Origin of the sequence: Eudoraea algarum, assembly GCF_050589645.1 — a bacterium.
Taxonomy (GTDB): Bacteria; Bacteroidota; Bacteroidia; order Flavobacteriales; family Flavobacteriaceae; genus JBNGOQ01.
The window spans coordinates 817,247-837,586 of the sequence record NZ_JBNGOQ010000002.1; the positions used below are offsets into that span (position 1 = coordinate 817,247).

The 20,340-nt window shown below is 45.9% G+C and carries 15 protein-coding genes; 10 read left to right on the forward strand and 5 right to left on the reverse strand.

Annotated features, from left to right (window positions below; genetic code table 11):
* Window positions 1-123: 123 nt before the first annotated feature.
* The 4 genes from ACRD67_RS10070 to ACRD67_RS10085 all read right to left on the reverse strand — a co-directional run bounded on the left by ACRD67_RS10070 (window position 124) and on the right by ACRD67_RS10085 (window position 7,897).
* Complete coding sequence (locus tag ACRD67_RS10070) at window positions 124-2,559, reverse strand: hypothetical protein (RefSeq protein ID WP_430967011.1); 2,436 nt, start codon at window positions 2,557-2,559, stop codon at window positions 124-126.
* A gap of 35 nt (window positions 2,560-2,594) precedes the next feature.
* Complete coding sequence (locus tag ACRD67_RS10075) at window positions 2,595-3,329, reverse strand: hypothetical protein (RefSeq protein ID WP_430967012.1); 735 nt, start codon at window positions 3,327-3,329, stop codon at window positions 2,595-2,597.
* Between the two features lie 40 nt (window positions 3,330-3,369).
* Window positions 3,370-4,668, reverse strand: a complete 1,299-nt coding sequence (locus tag ACRD67_RS10080) for an OmpA family protein (RefSeq protein ID WP_430967013.1) — start codon at window positions 4,666-4,668, stop codon at window positions 3,370-3,372.
* Between the two features lie 355 nt (window positions 4,669-5,023).
* The gene (locus ACRD67_RS10085) at window positions 5,024-7,897 is read right to left on the reverse strand and encodes a response regulator (protein ID WP_430967014.1); all 2,874 of its coding nucleotides are present in this window, start codon (window positions 7,895-7,897) and stop codon (window positions 5,024-5,026) included.
* A 662-nt stretch (window positions 7,898-8,559) separates the two neighbouring features.
* Between ACRD67_RS10085 and ACRD67_RS10090 the strand changes: the two genes are divergently transcribed.
* The 9 genes from ACRD67_RS10090 (at window position 8,560) to ACRD67_RS10130 (ending at window position 16,084) form a co-directional block, all read left to right on the forward strand.
* The gene (locus ACRD67_RS10090; protein WP_430967015.1) at window positions 8,560-9,033 is read left to right on the forward strand and encodes a hypothetical protein; all 474 of its coding nucleotides are present in this window, start codon (window positions 8,560-8,562) and stop codon (window positions 9,031-9,033) included.
* A 17-nt stretch (window positions 9,034-9,050) separates the two neighbouring features.
* A complete protein-coding gene (locus ACRD67_RS10095; RefSeq protein ID WP_430967016.1) occupies window positions 9,051-10,019 on the forward strand; it encodes a helix-hairpin-helix domain-containing protein in 969 nt (322 codons plus the stop codon).
* Window positions 10,020-10,052: 33 nt separating this feature from the next.
* Window positions 10,053-10,793 (forward strand): hypothetical protein, encoded by a 741-nt coding sequence (locus tag ACRD67_RS10100; protein WP_430967017.1) that lies wholly within the window; start codon window positions 10,053-10,055, stop codon window positions 10,791-10,793.
* A 61-nt stretch (window positions 10,794-10,854) separates the two neighbouring features.
* Window positions 10,855-11,526, forward strand: a complete 672-nt coding sequence (locus ACRD67_RS10105; protein WP_430967018.1) for a hypothetical protein — start codon at window positions 10,855-10,857, stop codon at window positions 11,524-11,526.
* A gap of 23 nt (window positions 11,527-11,549) precedes the next feature.
* Entirely contained in the window at window positions 11,550-12,392 is an 843-nt protein-coding gene (locus ACRD67_RS10110; protein WP_430967019.1) for a class I SAM-dependent methyltransferase, read from the forward strand.
* Between the two features lie 3 nt (window positions 12,393-12,395).
* Entirely contained in the window at window positions 12,396-13,490 is a 1,095-nt protein-coding gene (locus ACRD67_RS10115) for a polyprenyl synthetase family protein (protein ID WP_430967020.1), read from the forward strand.
* Window positions 13,491-13,504: 14 nt separating this feature from the next.
* On the forward strand, window positions 13,505-14,506 hold the full coding sequence (locus ACRD67_RS10120) for a hypothetical protein (protein ID WP_430967021.1): 1,002 nt from the start codon (window positions 13,505-13,507) through the stop codon (window positions 14,504-14,506).
* On the forward strand, window positions 14,503-15,561 hold the full coding sequence (locus tag ACRD67_RS10125) for a hypothetical protein (protein WP_430967022.1): 1,059 nt from the start codon (window positions 14,503-14,505) through the stop codon (window positions 15,559-15,561). Before ACRD67_RS10120 ends, ACRD67_RS10125 begins: the two co-directional genes overlap by 4 nt.
* Entirely contained in the window at window positions 15,542-16,084 is a 543-nt protein-coding gene (locus ACRD67_RS10130; protein WP_430967023.1) for a hypothetical protein, read from the forward strand. The genes ACRD67_RS10125 and ACRD67_RS10130 overlap by 20 nt, the downstream gene beginning before the upstream one ends.
* A gap of 54 nt (window positions 16,085-16,138) precedes the next feature.
* On the opposite strand, the gene ACRD67_RS10135 is transcribed toward ACRD67_RS10130, so the two are convergent.
* Window positions 16,139-17,110 carry a hypothetical protein gene (locus ACRD67_RS10135; protein ID WP_430967024.1) on the reverse strand — a complete coding sequence of 324 codons (972 nt, stop codon included), beginning with the start codon at window positions 17,108-17,110 and terminating at the stop codon, window positions 16,139-16,141.
* A gap of 247 nt (window positions 17,111-17,357) precedes the next feature.
* Here ACRD67_RS10135 and ACRD67_RS10140 point away from each other — a divergent pair, with 247 nt between their 5' ends.
* Complete coding sequence (locus tag ACRD67_RS10140) at window positions 17,358-20,336, forward strand: SusC/RagA family TonB-linked outer membrane protein (protein ID WP_430967025.1); 2,979 nt, start codon at window positions 17,358-17,360, stop codon at window positions 20,334-20,336.
* Window positions 20,337-20,340 lie beyond the last annotated feature (4 nt).

Genomic DNA, 20,340 nt, shown 5'->3' on the forward strand with positions numbered 1-20,340 from the left:
CCAACATATTCCATTGATAATGTTTATCCTATAATCAAGGAAAACCATGGTGAATAAAGTGCCTCAAAAAAAGAAATCCCACCAAATATGCTTGGCGAGATTTTTGGGCTTTGGTATCAGCAATCAAGGGCAATCATCCATGGCATCCTCATAACCCATAAGCTTGGCCATTTCACAGTCATACTTTTTCATGGTAGCTTCCATGGATTTGTATTCCGCTTCGCACCTTTCACTAAAGTTTATAAGGGGCCCGCAGGCGCCGCCGGAAGCGGAACAGGCACTGAGACTCTGTCTTAGGCGGGTGCACTTGTATTGCTTATCGGCCATCTTGTCGGCGAGGGCCAGCATATCATTCCTGAGGGTCTGCTGTTTCGCATTGAAGTCGGATCCTGCAGCACCGGAATACGATGGGTTTTTGGGCAGGTCATAAATGCTTTTTTCCCGCTTTCTTTGCAGCAGTATCATTTCCTTTTCCACATCCCTGGCACAGGCGGCATTGTCGCCACAGGCCGCTAGACGTACCATCAATTCCTGGAAGTCCTCATTGTATTCCTCATGGGTCTCGGTAAACGCATCGGTCTGCGATTCCGTCATCGTCTCAAATCCTCCTGTATAACCTGCCAAGGTCATTTTCTTGTATTTCCCCCCGCTAAAAGTGAAGCACTGTCTTTCGAGCAATAACAGATTGGCCTCAATATAGGTGCCATCTTCCCTTTCGAACTTGGAATATACCAAATTCTTGTTCCTGCCATGCTGGTCTTTCATAAACCCTACCATAAAACCAAAGGAGGGTAAGGGGCTACTGGCTACGGAACCCTGCTGGGAGATATAGCCTGAAATCTTGGTTTTCGTACCAGGCCGCTGGGGATCGGGCTGTCTGTAGGCATGGCCCTGAGCCCTGTTTGCCCAGATGCTCCCAGTGGGCAAGGCGGCCGGTCGTATTCCGCTGCCAATAGCCTGGTCCAAAAATTCCCTGGTTTTAAAGGCCCGTACCCCATTGACATCAGCTCGAGTTTGATTTAGTGCCAGGGTAATGGCCCGCTTGATACCCGTTTCCTTTTCCCGAACATAGGCCATCAACTGCCCGTTGGGGAACATAAGGGCCGCATCCAAAATAAAGCCCATCCCTGTATCGTCGCCAAAACTGGCAAAAAAAGAACCCTGACTAAAAAGCATGGACCCATCAATAGAATTCACATAGTATTTCAAGGGCTGTACAAGCCTTCCTTCTTCTGTAACGGTCACGATCTCCGATTCCATGTAATAATCAAACAGGAAGTCCCCGTTAAATTTCTCCACGGAGGGGTTGGCCGCCACAGCAGTACAACAATCGGCCCGTTTCTGCAAGGTATAGTTCACCACAAGACCGCTTAAAGGTGCATTTTCCAAATGGCTCGCCAGGATCTTGAAGGTGGTCTCGCCATCGCATTTTCCTGGTACCGTCACCTTCCCTACCCAATCGCGTACTTTGCGGCTTTCGGAAATAATTGAAAGAAAGGGCAGTTTGCCGGTTGAAGCTCCATAGTCCAAAATTACATCGTATCCCGACGGAAGAACAAGTTCATACATGGAGAGCTGTTCCGTAGGAATATCCCCGGGCTTAAAGGGAACGGTACTATCCGGATCAAAATAGAAGAGGTCCGTGGCCGGAAATACATTTTCCTCCCTGGGGATGGTGCCCCCGCCCAGGTCTTTCATGAGCGATTGGTAATGTTCAAAATACATATGGTGCAGTACCTCGTCCATACTTTTGCTGCGCAGATACCCACGCCGTGAATCGTCCGTGTTCGTACCCGCCACGCCGCGCATAAGTTGTACCAGACTGGTTGGCCTTCTGTACCTTTGCAGATAGGCCTGTATCAACGGATAGGCGTTGTAAGGTTGGCGGAAAGATCCGCCATCCAGGTCAAAGTTCTGGGCAGAGCCGTGTTCCCTATTGGTACGTGGATAGACGACGGCCGAAAGGTATTCGGCCACACTCTCGTCCAACCAATCCATATCATAGCTGTCCGGTGTAAAATTGGGTACGTTCTCCATGTTGAAGCAGTGCCCTATCTCGTGGGCCATTAATTGTTTTTTTTCAGCCATGTTATCCCAACGTAGGCTTGGCGCTCCAGATTGCATCCAGCACTGATCGCTCTTACGGATCAACCAAAAGGCCTCCCCGGGAAAACTGCGGTTCACATCATCAAGGATATAATACAGTCCGTTGTTCAAACTGCCGTAATCCTTATAAGTTCTTCGTGAATCTGTCAGTGCCTCCATCGCGGCATCAATAAAGCTTTTCTTGCCTGTAGGGGGAGTTCTTCCCCAACTATGTGGAGTAATCACGTAATCCTTTCCGTTGGGATGGTGGTGCACCCAACAACCGTGACCCCCTAATCCGGCGCCGTTCCCATCGTAATAGATGGCCAACAGGTCATCCCCAAAGGGCGTTACCGGCCTTAGGCCCAGAGAAGAACAGGAAGATACCGTTTGGGCACTCAAAGAAGCCATAAGGAACAACAAACCTAGCGATAGGGCGATGTTGTGAAAAATGGAGGGTGCTGGATTTTTCATTTTGACTTTCTTTATGTATTAATTTTAGTCAACTATTATAGTTCAGTGATTGTTATTTTCTTAAACCGTAACTTGGGTTTGATGGACGTTCTGGAGCAAGATCCGGCACGTATCGGAATGCCCATAAAACCTGAGGACCTGGCCTGTACCACAAACTCCAACTTATTGACACCAGTGGTGATATCAAAGGCATTCTGAACCCCGTTAAGCTGAATGATCAGTTTGGGGTTGTCACATTTGGCCGCCCCTTGGATAAAATCGTTGTGGGCATTATTGAGTTCCAGGTGCACCAGATAGCTCTTCCCGGATTTGGCGCTGAAGGCTGCCCGAAGATTGTCCGAAGCCTGAAGGTCTAGCCATATTTCATTGTCCTTGGCATTAAAATGGCCGTTGGTGGTAAGATATCCCTTGGAGTTGTATACCTTTCGAGGGGTAAGTTGTAGGTTCAGCTTGCTTTTGGAAGAGGACACAACAGCGGGCAAAATTGTGGTTTTGGTATTCTTTGGCAGTTTTTTTGGCACGGCCGATTTGGAACTGTAGTTTACCTTGCGCACCACATCTTTATTGGTCACCTGGAACAAGGGTACCTTGGCAAGGTTGGCCTTGGGGGTTTTTACCACTTTCTTGGTTGATACCTTGGTATTTATGGCTCTTTGCTGCCCATAGGTAGCGCTCATAAAGAAGGTGAATAGCAGTAACAGACTTAAATCCCTTAAAAGTTTGGAGAGCTCGTTGCTAAGTATAGAGCTATTTTTTAGTGATGTTTTCATGACTTTTGAATTTCTTGGTTATACTTTATGTTTATGGGAACTATAGTTTAATGAATTCGACCCTTCGGTTTTTGGCTTTGCCCTCTGGCGTGCTATTGTCCGCCACGGGTTCCGATTCGCCCCGACCCTCCGACAGAAGCCGTGAGGCGTCTACACCAAATTCCGAGATCAGGATATTCTTTACCGCCTCCGCACGCTGTTCGGACAGGGATAAATTGGTGTCCTCATTTCCATCGGCATCCGTATGCCCCAGGATAAAGACCGAGAGCGATCCGTCCAACAGGACTGTTGCGATGCTTTTTAGCACGCCATAGGATTCGGCCTTGATAGTAGCGGAGCCCGAGTCAAACAAAATGCCGGTCGTGGAGAATTTCCCCTCGTTCATCAATTGCGCCCTGAGATCCTGCCCGCCCGCAGCCAGTTTAAAATTGGAAATCAAAAAATCCTCCTTGTAGTCCTTCATTTTCATTTTGAAATTGGCCATGGTCACCTCGGGCACTAAACGGGGTACGTCTACCACCTTCAGGGCATTGATCCACATTCGAAACCTTCTATTGTTGACCGCAACGGATATGTGTGCCTTGTCGTAAAACTCTTCGTGATACCTATACTTTAAAGAATTGCGTATGACGTGTTTTCTATCGACCCTATTGTTTATATAGACCGAATTTTCAAGGGCAGTCCAGAAAGTCAGCGCTACCTCGGCTCTATTTTCGTTATCTAAATCATATCCCGTACTTTGATCTATCCACACCCAAAGACGCGATACGGGACCGCCATCATAGGCTGGGTATCCCGGGAGCAATACATCAAACTCTGCCGTGAACTCCTTGGGCAAAGGACCATCCCAAATGGGGAGTACCGTCGCTCCACTCTGCAGCCGTAGCCATTTGTTTCCATCGACTTCCACGATTTCCCCGCCCCCATTGCTATCCCAATTACTGGGAAAATCGCCTGTGGCATCGGCCGAAAAATCATCGTACAGGATAATCTCCTCGCCCGGAACAAAATCGAACTTTCTAAAAACCGCTAGATCGGTTCCGCTCGCGGTATCCCCTTCGTATCCCTCGGCCCCGTCTTCCACACCATCCGAAGTGTTTTGATCGCCGCTTCCATTTTTCTTATCCTTTTTAAGTTTCTTATTCTTCTTCTTTTTGGCTGCCAGGATACTGTCCATGGCCCGCTCTGTTTTTTCCGCTGCTTTTTCCTCGGACTTTCGGTAAACGGTCTCCTCGGCGGCCTGTTCGACCCGTTTCTTCAGTTTTTTGAAAAACTGGGCCTGCACGCTACCTGCGAAACAGAGTGCCAAAATCAATACTAGGATTCTAAACGTTTTCATAATGGGCTATTTTTTAAGGTTCTATGCTCTACTTTAGTGCTATTACTCAATCTGTTGTACTACTTTTTATCAAATGTGGTTTTTTTTATGACCTTGTTCTTGTGGATCACCTTTAGCGTATATTTTCCTATTTTCAAATGGTTGACATTCAGGTAAATTTGAAACTTGGGCATAGGTTTCAACGATCCTTCATATACAGGTCCTTTGTTTTTTTTAGACATCGGTGATACTAAGAGTGGGGGATTGTTTTTCGAAAATACGCAGAGAAAAATGAGCAGTCTATGAGCTATGTAACAATAGCTATAAGCATTGTAACATGGCTGGGGTTACCAGCAAATAAAGGGGTTGTTAGGGTTCAGCTGTCCTTTTTGGCGTACTCGGAAGGGGTCATATGGTACAGTTCGCGGAAGCATTTGGTAAAATAGGAATGGTCGTTAAAACCGACCGCGTACCCTACTTGGGAGACATTGCTGTCTGATTGCTGCAACAATTGTGCGGCCAATTTTAAACGTTGGGAGCGGATAAACTCCGTGGCGGAAAGTCCCGTGAGCGCCTTAAGCTTCCTATGCAGTTGCATCCGGCTCATGCCTACGGCTCGGCTAAATTCCTCAACAGTGAAAGCAGATTCCACCAAGTTTTGGTCCAGTACCTGCTGTACCCTTTCCAAAAAGCGTTCGTCTATCGAAGTAATGGCAATATCTTTGGGTTTGAGTACCACCTCCTGGCTATACCTGTTCTGAAGTTGTTTCCGTAGCGCGATGAGTTTTTCCACCTTGGATCGAAGGAGGTTACGCTTAAACGGTTTTACCATATAATCGTCCGCTCCGGTCTCTATGCCCTTTAATTCATTCTCCTCGCCCGCTTTGGCTGTCAAAAGAATGACGGGAATGTGACTGGTACGCTCATCGGACTTCAGTTCTTTGCTAAGCGCGATACCGTCCTTAACGGGCATCATGATATCCGAAATGATCAGATCTGGTATGTATTCCAGGGCTTTTTCCAAGCCTTCCTCACCTTGTGATGCGGTTATGACATTGTAGTCCTTCGTGAAAGTCTTTCGCAAAAGCTCCCGAACCTCGGCATGATCCTCCACGACAAGAAGGATGGGATGGTCCTCTTGGGGAACCGGATCTTCGTTATGGACTGGGGAATCCGCAATAGGAATCTGCCGTTTGGTCTGGCCCGTTATAGGATCCATTAACCGTTCTTCCTTGCTAAAACGACCTTCATCAACTGGTAAGCTCACTTCAAAGGTTACTTCTTCTGCCTCTTTCCAAGCCCGTATATGACCTTTGTGAAGACTTACCAACTCCTTGACCAGTGCCAGACCAATTCCGCTGCCCTCCGATTGCGGACTCGCTTGATAAAAACGATCAAAAACGTTGATCAACTCCTCTTGGCTAAGGGAAGGTGCGCTGTTCCTGACCGTCAACACCAAATTTTCCCCTTCTTTATGCTTGCCTTCAAAAACAACCGAACCGCCTTCTCCTGTATGTTTAAAGGCATTGGACAAAAGGTTAAGTACAATTTTTTCCATCATATCCCGATCGTACCAACTGGATATGCCCCCCTTTTGTAGTTGTATGCTGTAGGTAATGTTCTTTTGTTTGCCGATGTATTGAAAGGATTCGGAAAGTGCGCCCAATAAATTGAACAGATCGCCTTTCTGCACCTTCAACCGCATATTTCCGGTATCGATCTTGGAAAGATCCAACAACTGGTCCACCAAATTCAGTAAGCGGTCATTGTTCCGTTGGATCATCCCAAAGGTCTGGCGGTCCTCGACCGTCAGCTTTTCATTTTCCAATTTTTCCTGGATCGGACTGGATATTAAAGTAAGTGGGGTCCTAAACTCATGGGAAATGTTGGCAAAGAAACTCGACTTCATCTCATCGAGCTCTCGGAGCTTGGTGTTGGTCCGCTGTTTGTTTCTATACAGAAAAAAGAGACCTATGAGCGAAAGTGTCAATACGGAACCTCCTGCAAAGAACAAGTTGCGCTGATTGCTCTTTTCCTGTTCGGCCAATTCATTCTGGGCCGTGAGCAGTTCTATTTCCTGCTGTTTTTTTTCCGTTTGGTATTTGGTCTCTATTTCCTGGACGTTGCGTACGTTTTCTACCTCTCGCAAGCTGTCGGTCAACCCTTGGTACTGTCTAAAAAACCGCAAGGCCTCCCTATCGTTGTTGAGACCACTATGGGCCTCGGCCAAACTTTCCAGTATAGGTGCTTTGTTATAGGAAACCCCCATTTCTTCATAAAGTACCAATGCCCTTGAAAGGTAATCGATGGTGGACCTAAAATTCTTCCTGCCCTTCGCCACCTCCGCCAGGCCCATATAGGACTGGGCTTCCAGGAACTTATTTGCTGCTTCCAAGGCCAGAGCCGCCCCCTGGGAATAGTAGCCTTCCGCCCGGTCCAGATCATTCAGTTTCAATTGGGCCTCTGCAAGCATTCCGGCCAGCGTGGACATTTCCATTTTGTTTCCTACCGCCTCGTAGTAATCAAAGGCAGGAACTAGTATTTCGGTTGCCTGTTCATACTCCTCCTGGCTTATTTTTAGTCCCGCCATTTTTACATCGATCAATACCTCGCCCTCCTTTCGGGACATTTCCCTGTACACTTCCTTGCTCTTCATGTAGTACTGCTCGGCCTTCTCATAGTCCTTGAACTCCATGAAAATGGAACCGATCTCGTGTAGGGAACCGGCCAGGGCCGGTTCTTTTCGCGCACGGTTTTGAAAAATGGAATCCACTTTAAGATGGTAGATCAAGGCCTGATCAAAGTTACTTTCCAACTGGTAAAGGTTGCCCAACCTATGATAGCAAAAGTACAGTCCCTCCCAATCATTGTTCTTTTCGGCAATCTCCAGGGCCTTAAAGGTAAGATCCCGAGAAGCTACCTGATTGCCCAAACTGGACTGGGCCATGGCCAGACGTACATAACAATTGCTTATTTTACCATCGTCTTCCAGTAGGAGCGCGTGTTTTAGCGCACCGTTCATCGATGCGATTACGCTATCGAATTTGGAAGAGGTCCAATAATAAACCGCCTTGTATAAATAGGCCTCGTAGTACCCGTGGTCAAAGTTGGTCTTCTCCGAAATAGAAAACATTTTCTGATAGGCCCATTTAGCCGAATCCGGCTTGGTGTACATATAATTGTCAAAGATCCATTGCAAGGTCGTTATCTTCACAGTATCATTGGGGGTGGTACGCAAAACTCGATTCAAGGAATCGACGTTATATCTGTTTTGGGCCGTTGCGAAAAAGCAGACCCAGGATGCTAGGAAAAGGAAAGCGTGTTTCATAGGAGTTAAGAACTGAAAATAACCGACGTCCAATATTAATCAAATGGCCCTGCACGCCGTGCCAAGTATGTATCAATTAAAGTTACATAATTTATAGCCTCCTGTCCAGTTTAATTATTTTCTGGCCCAAACCCATTGATTCTAGTACTTCAAAAACCATTTATACACAATTTACTTCCATTGGCACATTAAAAAAGTTAAAATTCAAGGGATGCTTTATTTTAACCCGAAAATTCCCTAAATTTAAGGGAAACCAGAGCTTTTATGTCAGAAACCTTCTGGCAGTGCGTATTTGAATCCAAGAAATCTTGATTATTTCTTGGTTTTAAGTACAGATAAAATTGCGTAGTACGTTGCCCCCTTGCTTTCCCCCTTAGTACAGCAAAGTGTTTTTACATGGAGAAGTTGACTTGATATCAGATGTGCTTTGATCACTTATTTGTTATGGAAAACTCCAAAGGATTTTATAAGAGAACCTTCCTCTATGAATAACTTTTTCATGCTTGGGGTCCATTCCCCATTTTCAACACTACAAGGACAACATTGCTAAAATAAACTATTGATTATCAATTAATAAAACAATTATGGGTAAGGATGTAAACATAGAAATACCGCAGCCGTTTGAGCTTGATGTGGATGCCAACATGACCACCAACAGCTTCTTGTCCATGGCGCCAATTACGGTAGATATGGGATTAGACGACATAAAAATGGACATGGAGATGAACTCCACGGTCGATATGGGGCTGGACAATGTTAATGTGGACATGGGACTGGATAATGTTAATGTGGATATGGGATTGGATAATGTAAATATGTGCATGTCATTTGCCATTAAGGAACTCCCGTCCATGAAGATGCAGTTCCCTGTAAATTTTGATTTTGGGATACGTTTTTTGGGACTACCGCTTTTGAATTTTGGGATATGCGGTAAGGCCATGGTGCTGACGGAAGAAAATTCCAAACGCCTATTCCAGGTACCCAAGCCGCCAAGATTTACAGCTTCCACACCAAAGGGCAAGGATAGCCTAAGGGTTACGATAGCAGATAACAAATAACCAAGAATTGCACCCCAATGGCTAAAATAAATATCAACACCGCCACTATTGATCAGCTAAAATCACTCCCAGGAATAGGTCCAGGTCTGGCTAAAAATATACAGGAGCATATAAAGAAGTACGGCAAATTTAAAAAATTGAGCGATCTCGGTTCCGTTAAGGGAATTAGCAGGGAGCTCCTACAAAACATTGCCAAGTTGGTTACTGTCGCCCCATCCAATACGGGCACAAAAAAGGCATCCGCTGATAAAAAAACGGGACCAAAGGTCAAGTTCCATGGAACCCTGGGCGGCGCAAGACGAAAAATCAGATTCGTTTCCAATTCAAGGGAACCTGCAAACATAGCTTTCGCCAATACCAAACTGCTGGGAAAGAAAAACGTTCCCCTGTCTTCCATGACATTTAAAAGACTCCCTACGGTACATTCGGACACTACCAACTTTGTAGATGTGAAGATACCCCTATCGCGATTTACCCCACCGGGCACTCATGCCCTGGATGTACTGGTAGACGGCACGAGTCATTCCGTGGAGATCGATGTAGAGGAAAAAGTATTCGTAAACCTAAACCCGGCCCGCTTTTATATTGAGGCCAAGCCCGGTTCCAAGGTCAACAAGGATCTTTTTGTTAAAAATATGGGCAATTTTCCTGTTTTGTTTGCCGATCCCGGCGCGGTGATCTTGGAAACCGATTTCATTGAATGCAGGGCCATACGACATGTGGCAAGGGCCTTGGACAAGGACAGGGCCAGCTTAGATCAGGTCATTTGCCTGACGGCCGAAAAATTGGAGGAGATCTATGACGAGGGAAGCACTATGAAGATACGTTTAAACGGTGCACCCAAGCTCATAGCACCGGGCAAGACCGAAAAATTCAGCTTAAGCATTTCAATCCCGGGCACGCTTAAACGCCCCAACCGATACGACGGTATGTACCGCTTTTACAACTCGGCAATTTCGTTCACCGTTATGCCAACAAAAAATTAATAGACAGAAAAACATGTTATAAAAATTAGCATCATGAACACAGCATGGGAAATTGATCATCGAAAGGCCAGAAAAAAATCGGCAACAACTATTACGACAGACCTCCTGGACATTGGTTTTAGAGGTTTAAGCGACACCCTCAATATGGTCAACGACCTGGTAGCCTCCGGTTTAAAATCGGGGAGCAAGATAAGCAATTGCAATTGTGGGTGCGAATGCCAAGGCTCGCTCATGGACTGCTGTACCTGCGGCAAGCTCAGTGCCAGCGTGGATATCGATGTGCAGGCCCGCTTGGGCGAAAGGAGAATGGTTTCCTTTTTAATAGAAAACAATAGGTCTTCCCCCCAGGAGGTGGAATTGCAAGTGCCCATTTTAATCGATGGTTGTGGCGAGCGACTACAGCCTGGGCAGAATTTTCGCTTTGATCCACCAAAATTTGTTATCCCGCCCTGTCACTGCCAGCGCGTAAAATTGGCGATCGATCTTATACCTCCATTCAAGGAATGTACCGCTTACTATGCCGAAATTCGCATGACGGGACATTGTATGGATGAGAAAATATGCCTTGGTATTTACGTGCAACCCGACAACTACGTAGATCACTTTACACTCACCGATAGCTGTAGGCCCAAAAAAGGCGAATTCGTGGAATTTGCCAGCTGTGGACCATGTGATTGCGAATGTGGCGATTGTTCTTGTGAATGCTGCGTTAACACCAAATCGTATTACCTATGTGATCCAACCGGCACAGCTTTCGAGAGGATTCCCCAATAGGCATCCGGAAAACTGCTTTGCATTTTGTGTACCTCATTGTAGAACCTATAACCGCCAAGTCATGGACGATTCATTAGAGCATACCTTTAAAACACTTGAAAAAATAACGGACCTGAGATACAAAAGCGATCAACGTCTGATAGATATTGTGCAATCCCAATTGGAAAGATCTAGCACTGCCACGATGAAACCCTTGGTAAATGGTGGTATGAACTTTCTCAATTCCATGCTTGAAAACCGGCATGACCTGGAACGCAGTGTATTGAGAAAAATTAAAAAGGAAGCGGAAAAAAATACCGATAGTAACACTGCCCAAACCCCTGGTACGGATGTTCCTTCCGAACCTGCCATTATTGATTCCGGCACCTTTATGGTCCGATCATTTTTGAGCCAGAAAAAAGTGCAGATTCCCTTAAATATCAATAACGTCCATGAGGTTTCCCAAGAAGTGGTTGTAGATCTTGGGGAGCTAAAAAATATGCGTACCGGCGAGGTGGTCAAAAACAAAATTTCCGCAGACAAGACCCTGATCGTACTTCCCCCCAAGAAAAAGGATCAATTAAAAATAAGCATTGACCTCAAAAGCGGACTAAGAGTCCAAAACCAATATTTTGCCACGCTGATACTCAAGGGGAACGAGCATCGGGTGTTTCAGGTCATCTTAGAGGTCTTATCGGCCAAAAACAAAAAGGAGAAGGCGTCACTGACATTTTTACCCCCCCAACAATCATAGAAACACTATAAACCGAATGCACTATGAAACAAAACTTTGATATTCATAGAGATATTTGGGGGCCCTATATGACGATGATCACCAACCTATGGGCAGAAAGTGTCTTTAAGTCCATAAATCGGTTGCAGGAATTGGACATACACCTAAATAACACACTTGGGACTCTGCCAGGCATAGACCCCAGGACGGAAAACAGACCCAGACTTACCGAGGGTGGAATCTTCCTAAGACGACTCCATACTACCCCGGGGGATAAAAAAAAAGTAAGGTATTTTGACCTGTGTGCGGATGAATATGAACTAGCCACCCACAAATTTAAATCGCGCTTTCTAGACCGTGCTTTTGAGATCCTGGAGACCCAGGTGGAAAATTCATCCTATATTTTGGATGCCGCCTGCGGATCGGGGCACGAAATGCTGAAATTAAGACAATTGGTCCCACAAGGGGAAGTGATTGGGCTGGATCTGTCCGAAGGCATGATCAAACGGGCCTATCGCAATGCCAAGTTACAAAGACAATCCCATGTTGGTTTCTACCAAGCGGATATCAACGACCCTCCACCAGAACTTACCGGCCATTTCGACCTTGTTTTTTGCAATATCTCGCTTCATTATTTTGAGACCGTCGAGAATGTTTTTCACAAATTTCACCGACTACTCCGCAAAAAGGGAAAACTTCTTATCATAGAACCGCTGGGCTCCGCTACCCAAAAGCTTTCCGAGAACGTTTTAAAGGGCGCAATCCCCCATTTCAAAAGGTTTTACCGTTGGGAGGAGCAAAAACAGCTCTTGGAAACCGCTGGGTTTACCTTCCAGTATTGGGAAGAAATACAGAAAGATATAGGTTTAACCATTGCCAGTACGTGATCCATGCACAACAAAACGATCATAAATGATGCTTTGGACTATACCCGATTGGCTGTGGGTAAAAAAATAGCGGAGCTGATCGAGCAGAAAAAAAATGTTGAGGGCGCTTATGAACCCTTGTATACCATGCTTTCGGACTACCCTTTTCGAAAAGGAAAGGGCCTGCGCCCTACCCTTTGCATCAGCGTGGCAAGGGGTGTACATGGTATGGGACATGCGGCCTTGGTTTCCAGTACGGCATTGGAACTGTATCACAATGCCTTTTTAATCCATGATGATGTGGAGGACGGGTCAGAAAACAGGCGGGGCAAGGAAACCTTGCATCAGCTCGTGGGTATTCCCCGTGCGGTCAATATAGGCGATGCCACAAATGTACTGGCCGTAAGTTTGTTGCTGGAAAATCTGAATGAAATAGGGGTCGCCAAGGCCTTGCATATCATTCATGAAATTGAACAGATGGCAAGGCAGTCCGTAGAAGGGCAATCCATGGAGCTCGATTGGGTGGCAAACCATCAATTTGATCTGAACGATGAAGACTATTTTGTGATGTGCACCAAAAAAACCTGTTGGTACACCTTTATTTCGCCCTGCCGTATAGGGTATATCGTAGGCGCCGAATTTTGGAAGGATATGAACATGCCCCAACACCTGGAACAACTTACAAGATTTGGTATGTATCTCGGTATCGCCTTTCAGATCCAGGATGACCTGCTTAATCTAATAGGCTCGGAACAAAAGTATGGGAAGGAAATAGCCGGGGATATTTACGAGGGCAAGCGGACCATTATGCTCAATCATCTTATTAGGAATGCGGGCAAGAACGAAGCCAAGATCAAAAACATCATAAAACTTGCCCGAACCGATAAAAAACAAGAGGACGTAGATTTTGTCCTGTCGGAGATGCATCGTTGTGGGAGTATTGTGTACGGACAGGAATTGGCACTTAAAATGGCAAAAAAAGCTAGCAAGCTTCTTGAAGAAATGTCCTTTTTTATGAAAAAATCGCCCGTTCAAATCGATGAGAACTGGGAAAGCGATGTAGTGGATTATCGCTTTATAAGAGAAATTGTAAACTACGTTATTGAACGAGACCTATAAACCCCATCAAAATTATGCAACCCATTAGTATACAAGCCGCTTCAAACAGCCTACTCATTTTAAGGGTAAATCTAATAAGTAATATTATCGCACCGGCGGTCATACAACCAAATTTGGACCACTGGGTGCGCAATGACGGTACCATATATGAGGCCGACTATGGCTTGGAACCGGTGTATTCCTTTCTTCAAACCGGAGGGGAGGCCAAACTGACCTTTAGTATCCAATTGCCCAAAAATCTTAAAAAAGGAAACGTCCTCTATGGGGCACTTAATGTCCCAAGTTCGGAAACCTATGTATTTCCTATTGAAATCGAGGTCGTGTCCAGGACCCCAAAGACCAAAAAAGCGTATCACCATACCACCCGTATCACCATTCCCCCTATCTCCCTTGAAGAAGACCAACCCCCTTCCAACAGCGTTTTGGTATCCAAGAGTACCATCAAATTGCTAGCGGGTTTGGCATCCCTAGAGGTTATCCCCTCCAAATGGATCGTCTCGGAGCTTGTGCTTTCATGCTGTAACCTGGGTTATAAATATGCCATTACCAAAAACGGTAGTGAGGCCTTGGAAAGCCTTTCCAGAACGCGATTTTTCAAAAACGGGGTCTTGATCTTCCAGGGAACCCAATTTGTGCAGTGGATTAAATTGGCGCTTTCCATTTCTTCGGGCATCAATGCCTTTGCCGAAGGAAAACCCAAGGAGGCCATGATACTGCAACATTGGGAAGAATGGCTCTTTAACCTCGTGGACCAAGACGTGGAATCGCCAGAATTTAAATACCGGGAAGTAGCATTTCCAACACCAAAAGATTACAAAAAGGTATTGGATGTTATGGCCAATGACACGGAAAAATGGTTCTCTTACTTCATTTTGGGGTTGGGGAAATTATCGCCCAGAATAGAGACCGTATTAAAGCAGCTCATAGAAAAAGTGGAGCTTCCCCCGCCCACAAAACCAAAACCTAAGACAAAATCGAGGCGCGTGTTGAAGGAAAAAGGCTCTATAATGCGATGAAACAGTTTGATACCATATTGTACCATTTGGAAGAATTAAAGATTCCCATCTCTTCCCCTTTGAGTCCGGAAGACTGGAAAGATTGGTATCACTATATTTTGTTAGATCCGGACAATAACATAAGGATCTTGTTTAACATAAGTTTCTCCGGAAGACCGGAGCAAGGAGAGATTACGACAACCTTTCAGCTTACGATGCCTTCGAACGGGTCTTTGACAAAACTGGTCAATTATGGGTTTCTAAAGGTGGATAAATGGACCGAAAAACCTGCCTCTAGGATGCCATTGGAGTTTAAGGTTCCAGATTTTTTGGAGGTTTCCATCGCCAAAGACCATTTTAGGATATCGGTAAAGCATCAAACACCCAAATTTTCCTTCGAATTAGAAGGAAAACCGGAAGCAACACCTTTGTTGGTGCCGGAACTTTTCCCCTATGGGAGTGGGTTTATCGGCTGGGGATTCATCCCGGGGGTGACCCCTAACGGATATGTAACAAACGAGAACCTAAACCTTCCCATCACGAGTAGATGGTTTTGTTATCACGACCATAATTTTGGACGCTTTCGATGGGGCGATAAAGAGGTAGGTTGGGTTTGGTGGGTGGTTACGATGTGGAGCGAAACAAACGATATCTATACCTTTGTTTTTCACCGGGGCAATAGCAAGGATTTTGCCAAAATCGCAAAGCCGTTCCTGTTTATCTATAAAAACAATGCCCTTAAAAAGACCTTTGTGGGCAGGTCCGTGAACATAACATTTCAGTGGACGCGCACCCCGGAACGAATCCCCATACTGCCTGGGGCACTGGCCTCTGTTTTTAGTCATCGAAAAGTATTGACCCCGGAACATATCAAGGTGCATGCCAATGACGATATCCATAGTGTTGAAATAGACATGATCATCGATACCAAAATGGAAATTGTACTGCCAGACTACGAGGACAAGCAGTATACCTTTTTAAAGGAACTTAACGGAAAGGCCAAGGCTGCACTAACATTGGAGGGCAAAAAAAATTATTTAAAAAAAGGAATGTTCTATGCCGAATTCGTACACTGAACAAGAACAATTGTTAATTGTGTTGTTCCAAGCCTTGGTCAATGATATCCGTTACAGTAACAATTTTATTTTTGGACTGCTCAAAGAGGTGACCCTATCCAAAAAAGTGATTGTGGATATTGATGGTGCCAGGCTAGAATTATCGGCCAGCCATAATGACCAATATACCTTGCACATAAATTCTGTAGACGCCTTGGCCCATGCAAGCTTTATAAGTAAAGGGGACTATTTAAGAGAGGTGGTTGCAGGGACCATCACCTTAGATCATGCGATTTCGAGTAACAAAATCCTATTAAAGGGCGCTTTAGAGGACCTTTTGGGTATTTACAGATTAGTGGTTGGCCTGTTGGTAGAGGGTCCCACCTCACCTCATTTAAGGGCACTTTGGGATAGTTTTGATAAAAATTGGCCGCAAACTGTTCCACTGGGTATGCTGATCGATCTAGACGTACAACAGGTTTCCGATTATTTCACCGACCTGGATGTCAACGCAGAAATCAAAAATGTGGAGATTACCTATTAAACAAATTGTCCCGCGGGGTTAATCTGGATTCATACCATGATTTACGCTATAAAACTATTCTTGTAGTCCGGTAAGCCATCGTACACAATTCACAAGTAGCCCTGCATTGTCGCTCTCAGGGTCGTGAATGGTTACCGGAATCCTTTTGTCATCGATAAGCAGGTCCAAACTTCTAAAAATACCCTGATCCGTGCAGATAACCACCCTTCCCTTGCCGTACTGGAACCCGATCATGCCCGCATAGTCATTGGAGCTCTCATCCAGGTCCTCATTAGAAGTGCGTGAAGGGGTATAATTGATGGTATTCTTGGGAAAGGGCAGGATGGCATCCTCGGGGCTGCGGAACACGGCCGCCCCGCAATAGAATTTTATATTTTCTGGCAAAGTGGCGGTATCCAGCGTACTTTTAAAGACCGGGTGGTCCTTGTTCAGCATTTCGTTCCCTGTGTGCATTAAAAAATGTCCGCACCTCCCCCCCTCGCTGATATGGTGTTCCGATTGATAGGCGTAACCGTCACGAAACTTTACACTAAAGGCCTCCAAAAGTGGTAGGGCTCCACTCCCTCCCGGAAAATGGGACAGAAAGAGCAAGAGGCTTCCACCTTCATGGACGTAGGTGCCAATATTGATTACCTCTTCCTTGCTAAGCGGGGAGGTGTACAGGGTTTCTTTTTTACCATCGGCCTCCAACACCTTTTTGTCATTGGGCATACCATGGATAATCAGTAAATCGACGGTGCTGGCATGTACGGTTGTGGAGTCCAGTTGCTGTTCGGTAAAAGCCAACTGAAAACCATCAGCTTTCAGAATACGGAGCATTTCCCTTGCCGATTGTTTGCCATAGGAGAGTGAATAAATGGTATTGTGCGAAGCGTCGATCACTACCCTTTTGGTGTGCTTGCCTTTTAAGGTGTTAAAATCGTACCTATAGATGGTATCAAATTCTGCCTCTACCGTGCCTTGGGCATACATAGCATAGGTAAGGAGCGAAACAGCGCACAAAAGAAAACTTCTAGGATACCGCATTGGTGTTTGAATTATAACCTGGCTACCCTGCCGGAAAGCCTTAGATCTTATTAGTAAGGTATCCGTAAGATATGTTACAAATCCAAATAATAAAATTTTCGTAAACCCTGAATCGTCTTTTTTTTGAGAATCGCCATGTGCCACTGCCCAATCCGCCCCAAACTTAGGTCATTTTATAAAATGAGTCGAACCCTACTATAGGGCTGCCTACTTTTAACGAAATATTAAGACATCTAAACCAACTCGTATGAATGAAAAGATTTCAAGGACATTTCTTGTGATGCTCCTTGTACCGCTGTGGGCCATGGCCCAAAATCTGGTGACGGGAACTGTCACGGAAGATGGTAGCAACCTGGCACTGCCCGGGGTAACCGTCCTCATCAAAGGAACTTCAACTGGTACGACCACCGATTTTGATGGAAACTATCAAATTAACGCCAATACCGGCGATGTACTGGTCTTCTCTTACATTGGCTTTAAAACGGTAGAGGTCACCGTTGCCTCCGGCACCATCAACGTTTCGCTAGAGCAGGACGTTGCCAAGCTACAGGAGGTTGTGGTCATCGGTTATGGTACTACCACGAGAAAGGACGCCACCGGTTCGGTGATCGGGGTCACGGAAGAAGAACTCAACCAGGGTTTTATCGCTTCGCCTCAAGATTTACTTGTAGGTAAGGCCGCCGGGGTCAACATTACTACCAACGGGGGTGCTCCCGGCAGTGGAAGCCAGATCCGTATCCGTGGAGGCTCTTCCCTCGATGCCAGCAACGATCCCCTGATTATCATTGATGGGGTGCCACTGGACAATCCCGGATCGGACGAGCAACGGAATTCGGGCTCGCGAAACGTCTTCGATTTTGTAAACCCCAGTGATATTGCCTCCTTCTCTATTTTAAAGGATGCCTCTGCAACTGCTATCTACGGGTCCCGGGCCTCCAATGGGGTGATTATTATCACCACCAAGAAGGGTATTGCGGGCGACCTAAAATTTTCCTTTAATTCATCGGCCTCAGTAAGTACGCTTAAAGAGGTGGTTGGTGTGTTCAGCGCAGCAGATTTCCGTGAGCTGGTAACGCAGCGACTACCCGACAGAGTAGATGATCTGGGATCGGCCAATACCAACTGGCAGGAACAGATTTTTTCCACAGCCCTGGGTACCGATACCAATTTCAGTGTTCGTGGGGGCATAAAGGGTATTCCCTTTAGAGCATCCATCGGATATACGCAACAGGACGGTATTCTAAAAACGGAGGCACTGGAAAGGACCACGGCATCCTTAAGCGTTACTCCTCGCCTGTTTGACGATAAATTGAGAATAGAGATCAACGGTAGGGGATCGTATACGGAAAACAACTTTGCGGATACGGGTGCCATTGGTAGCGCACTGGAATTTGATCCCACCCAACCCGTTTTTGACGCTTCCTTGCCTGGAGGGTTCTTTGACTATTACGAACCTGATGGTTCGGCTACCTCCAATACGGTGAACAACCCCTTGGCCCTTTTGGAGCTTCGGGATAACAGTACCATTGCCAGAAGGTTTGTGGGGAATGTAAAGTTCGATTACCAGTTGCACTTCTTCCCTGATATCACCGCCACCCTTAATTTGGGAATCGACAAATCGGTCGGAGACGGTAGCGACATCCAACCTGCAACCCTAGCCGCCCAGGCCATAGTGCAGGGGCGTATACGTAATTTTGAACAGGATGAGGAAAACAAGCTCATGGATGTCTATTTCAAATACGCCAAGGAATTCGAAAAAATCAAATCCAGATTGGATTTTACGGCCGGTTATTCTTATCAGAACTTTTATGAGGACCGCATGAGCGAAGATCTCAGGGGCGATGGTGTTGGAGGCGCTTTGATCATCAATACCATTTTGGAAAGTAATCTACAGTCCTTTTTTGGTCGGTTGAACTATACTTTGAATGACAAGTATCTTTTAACAGTTACGTACAGAAGGGATGGTTCCTCCCGTTTTGGGGGCGACAATCGCTGGGGTAATTTCCCCGCGGCTGCCCTGGCCTGGAACATAAGCGACGAGAACTTCCTAAAGGATTCCAACATACTTTCCAATCTAAAACTTCGGATGGGATGGGGTATCACAGGACAGCAGGATGTACTGCAAGGTACGGACACACAACCTTTCTTGCCCCAATTCTCGCCCAGTCAGAACGGAGCGTCTACCCAGATAGGGCAAGATGCCAACGGCAATCCAATATTTGTGACCACCTTACGGGCACAACCTTTTGATGCCAACATTAAATGGGAAGAGACTACCACATATAACGTTGGTTTGGATTATGGTTTCTTCGACAACCGCCTAACCGGAGCCATAGAGCTTTACTACAGGGAAACGGAAGATTTGTTGAGTACTGTTAATGTGGCCGCTGGAAGTAACCTGACGAACAGACTGCCGACCAACATCGGAAGCCTCACCAACAAAGGTGTGGAGTTCTTCCTGGATGCGGCCGTTTTTGACCAGGAAGAGTTTACTTGGGATCTCGGGTTCAACTTTGCTTATAATGAAAACGAAATAGATCGTTTGTTCCTCACCGGTAATACCCCTGGAAGCGGTATCCCCGTAAGCGGTACCTCGCTTATAGGTATTGGAGGGGACGACGGGGCACAATGGCATTTGGTGGGCGAGCCTACCCGAAGCTATTTTGTTTTCCAACAAGTGTTTGACCAAGCCGGTAATCCTATAGAGGGCGTTGTACGCGATCTCAACAACGATGGCATCATCAATGACCTGGACAGAAGGGCCTATAAGCAGGCCGCGCCGCTGGCCAATTTTGGCCTCAACAGTCGGTTTACCTACAAACAATGGGACTTCAGCTTCTCTGCACGTGCCAACTACGGGAATTACAACTACAATGGTATTGACCTGAACCGCGGGAACTTTAGGAACCTTAATATAGGACAAGATCTTAGAAACGTGGGTACCTCCGTACTGCAATCTAACTTTGAGGGCACCAGCAACGAGGTTACCTTCTCCGACTACTATGTGCGGGACGCCTCTTTTATCCGTATGGACAATATGTCCCTTGGTTATACCTTTAAAAAGTTGTGGAACGAGGAATCGAGAATGCGGGTCTTCACCACTTTACAGAATGTCTTTGTAATTACGGACTATGACGGACTGGATCCGGAGATAACCAATGGAATAGACAATAACATCTACCCTAGGCCCTTTACGGTACAGGCGGGATTATCGTTGGACTTTTAAAAAA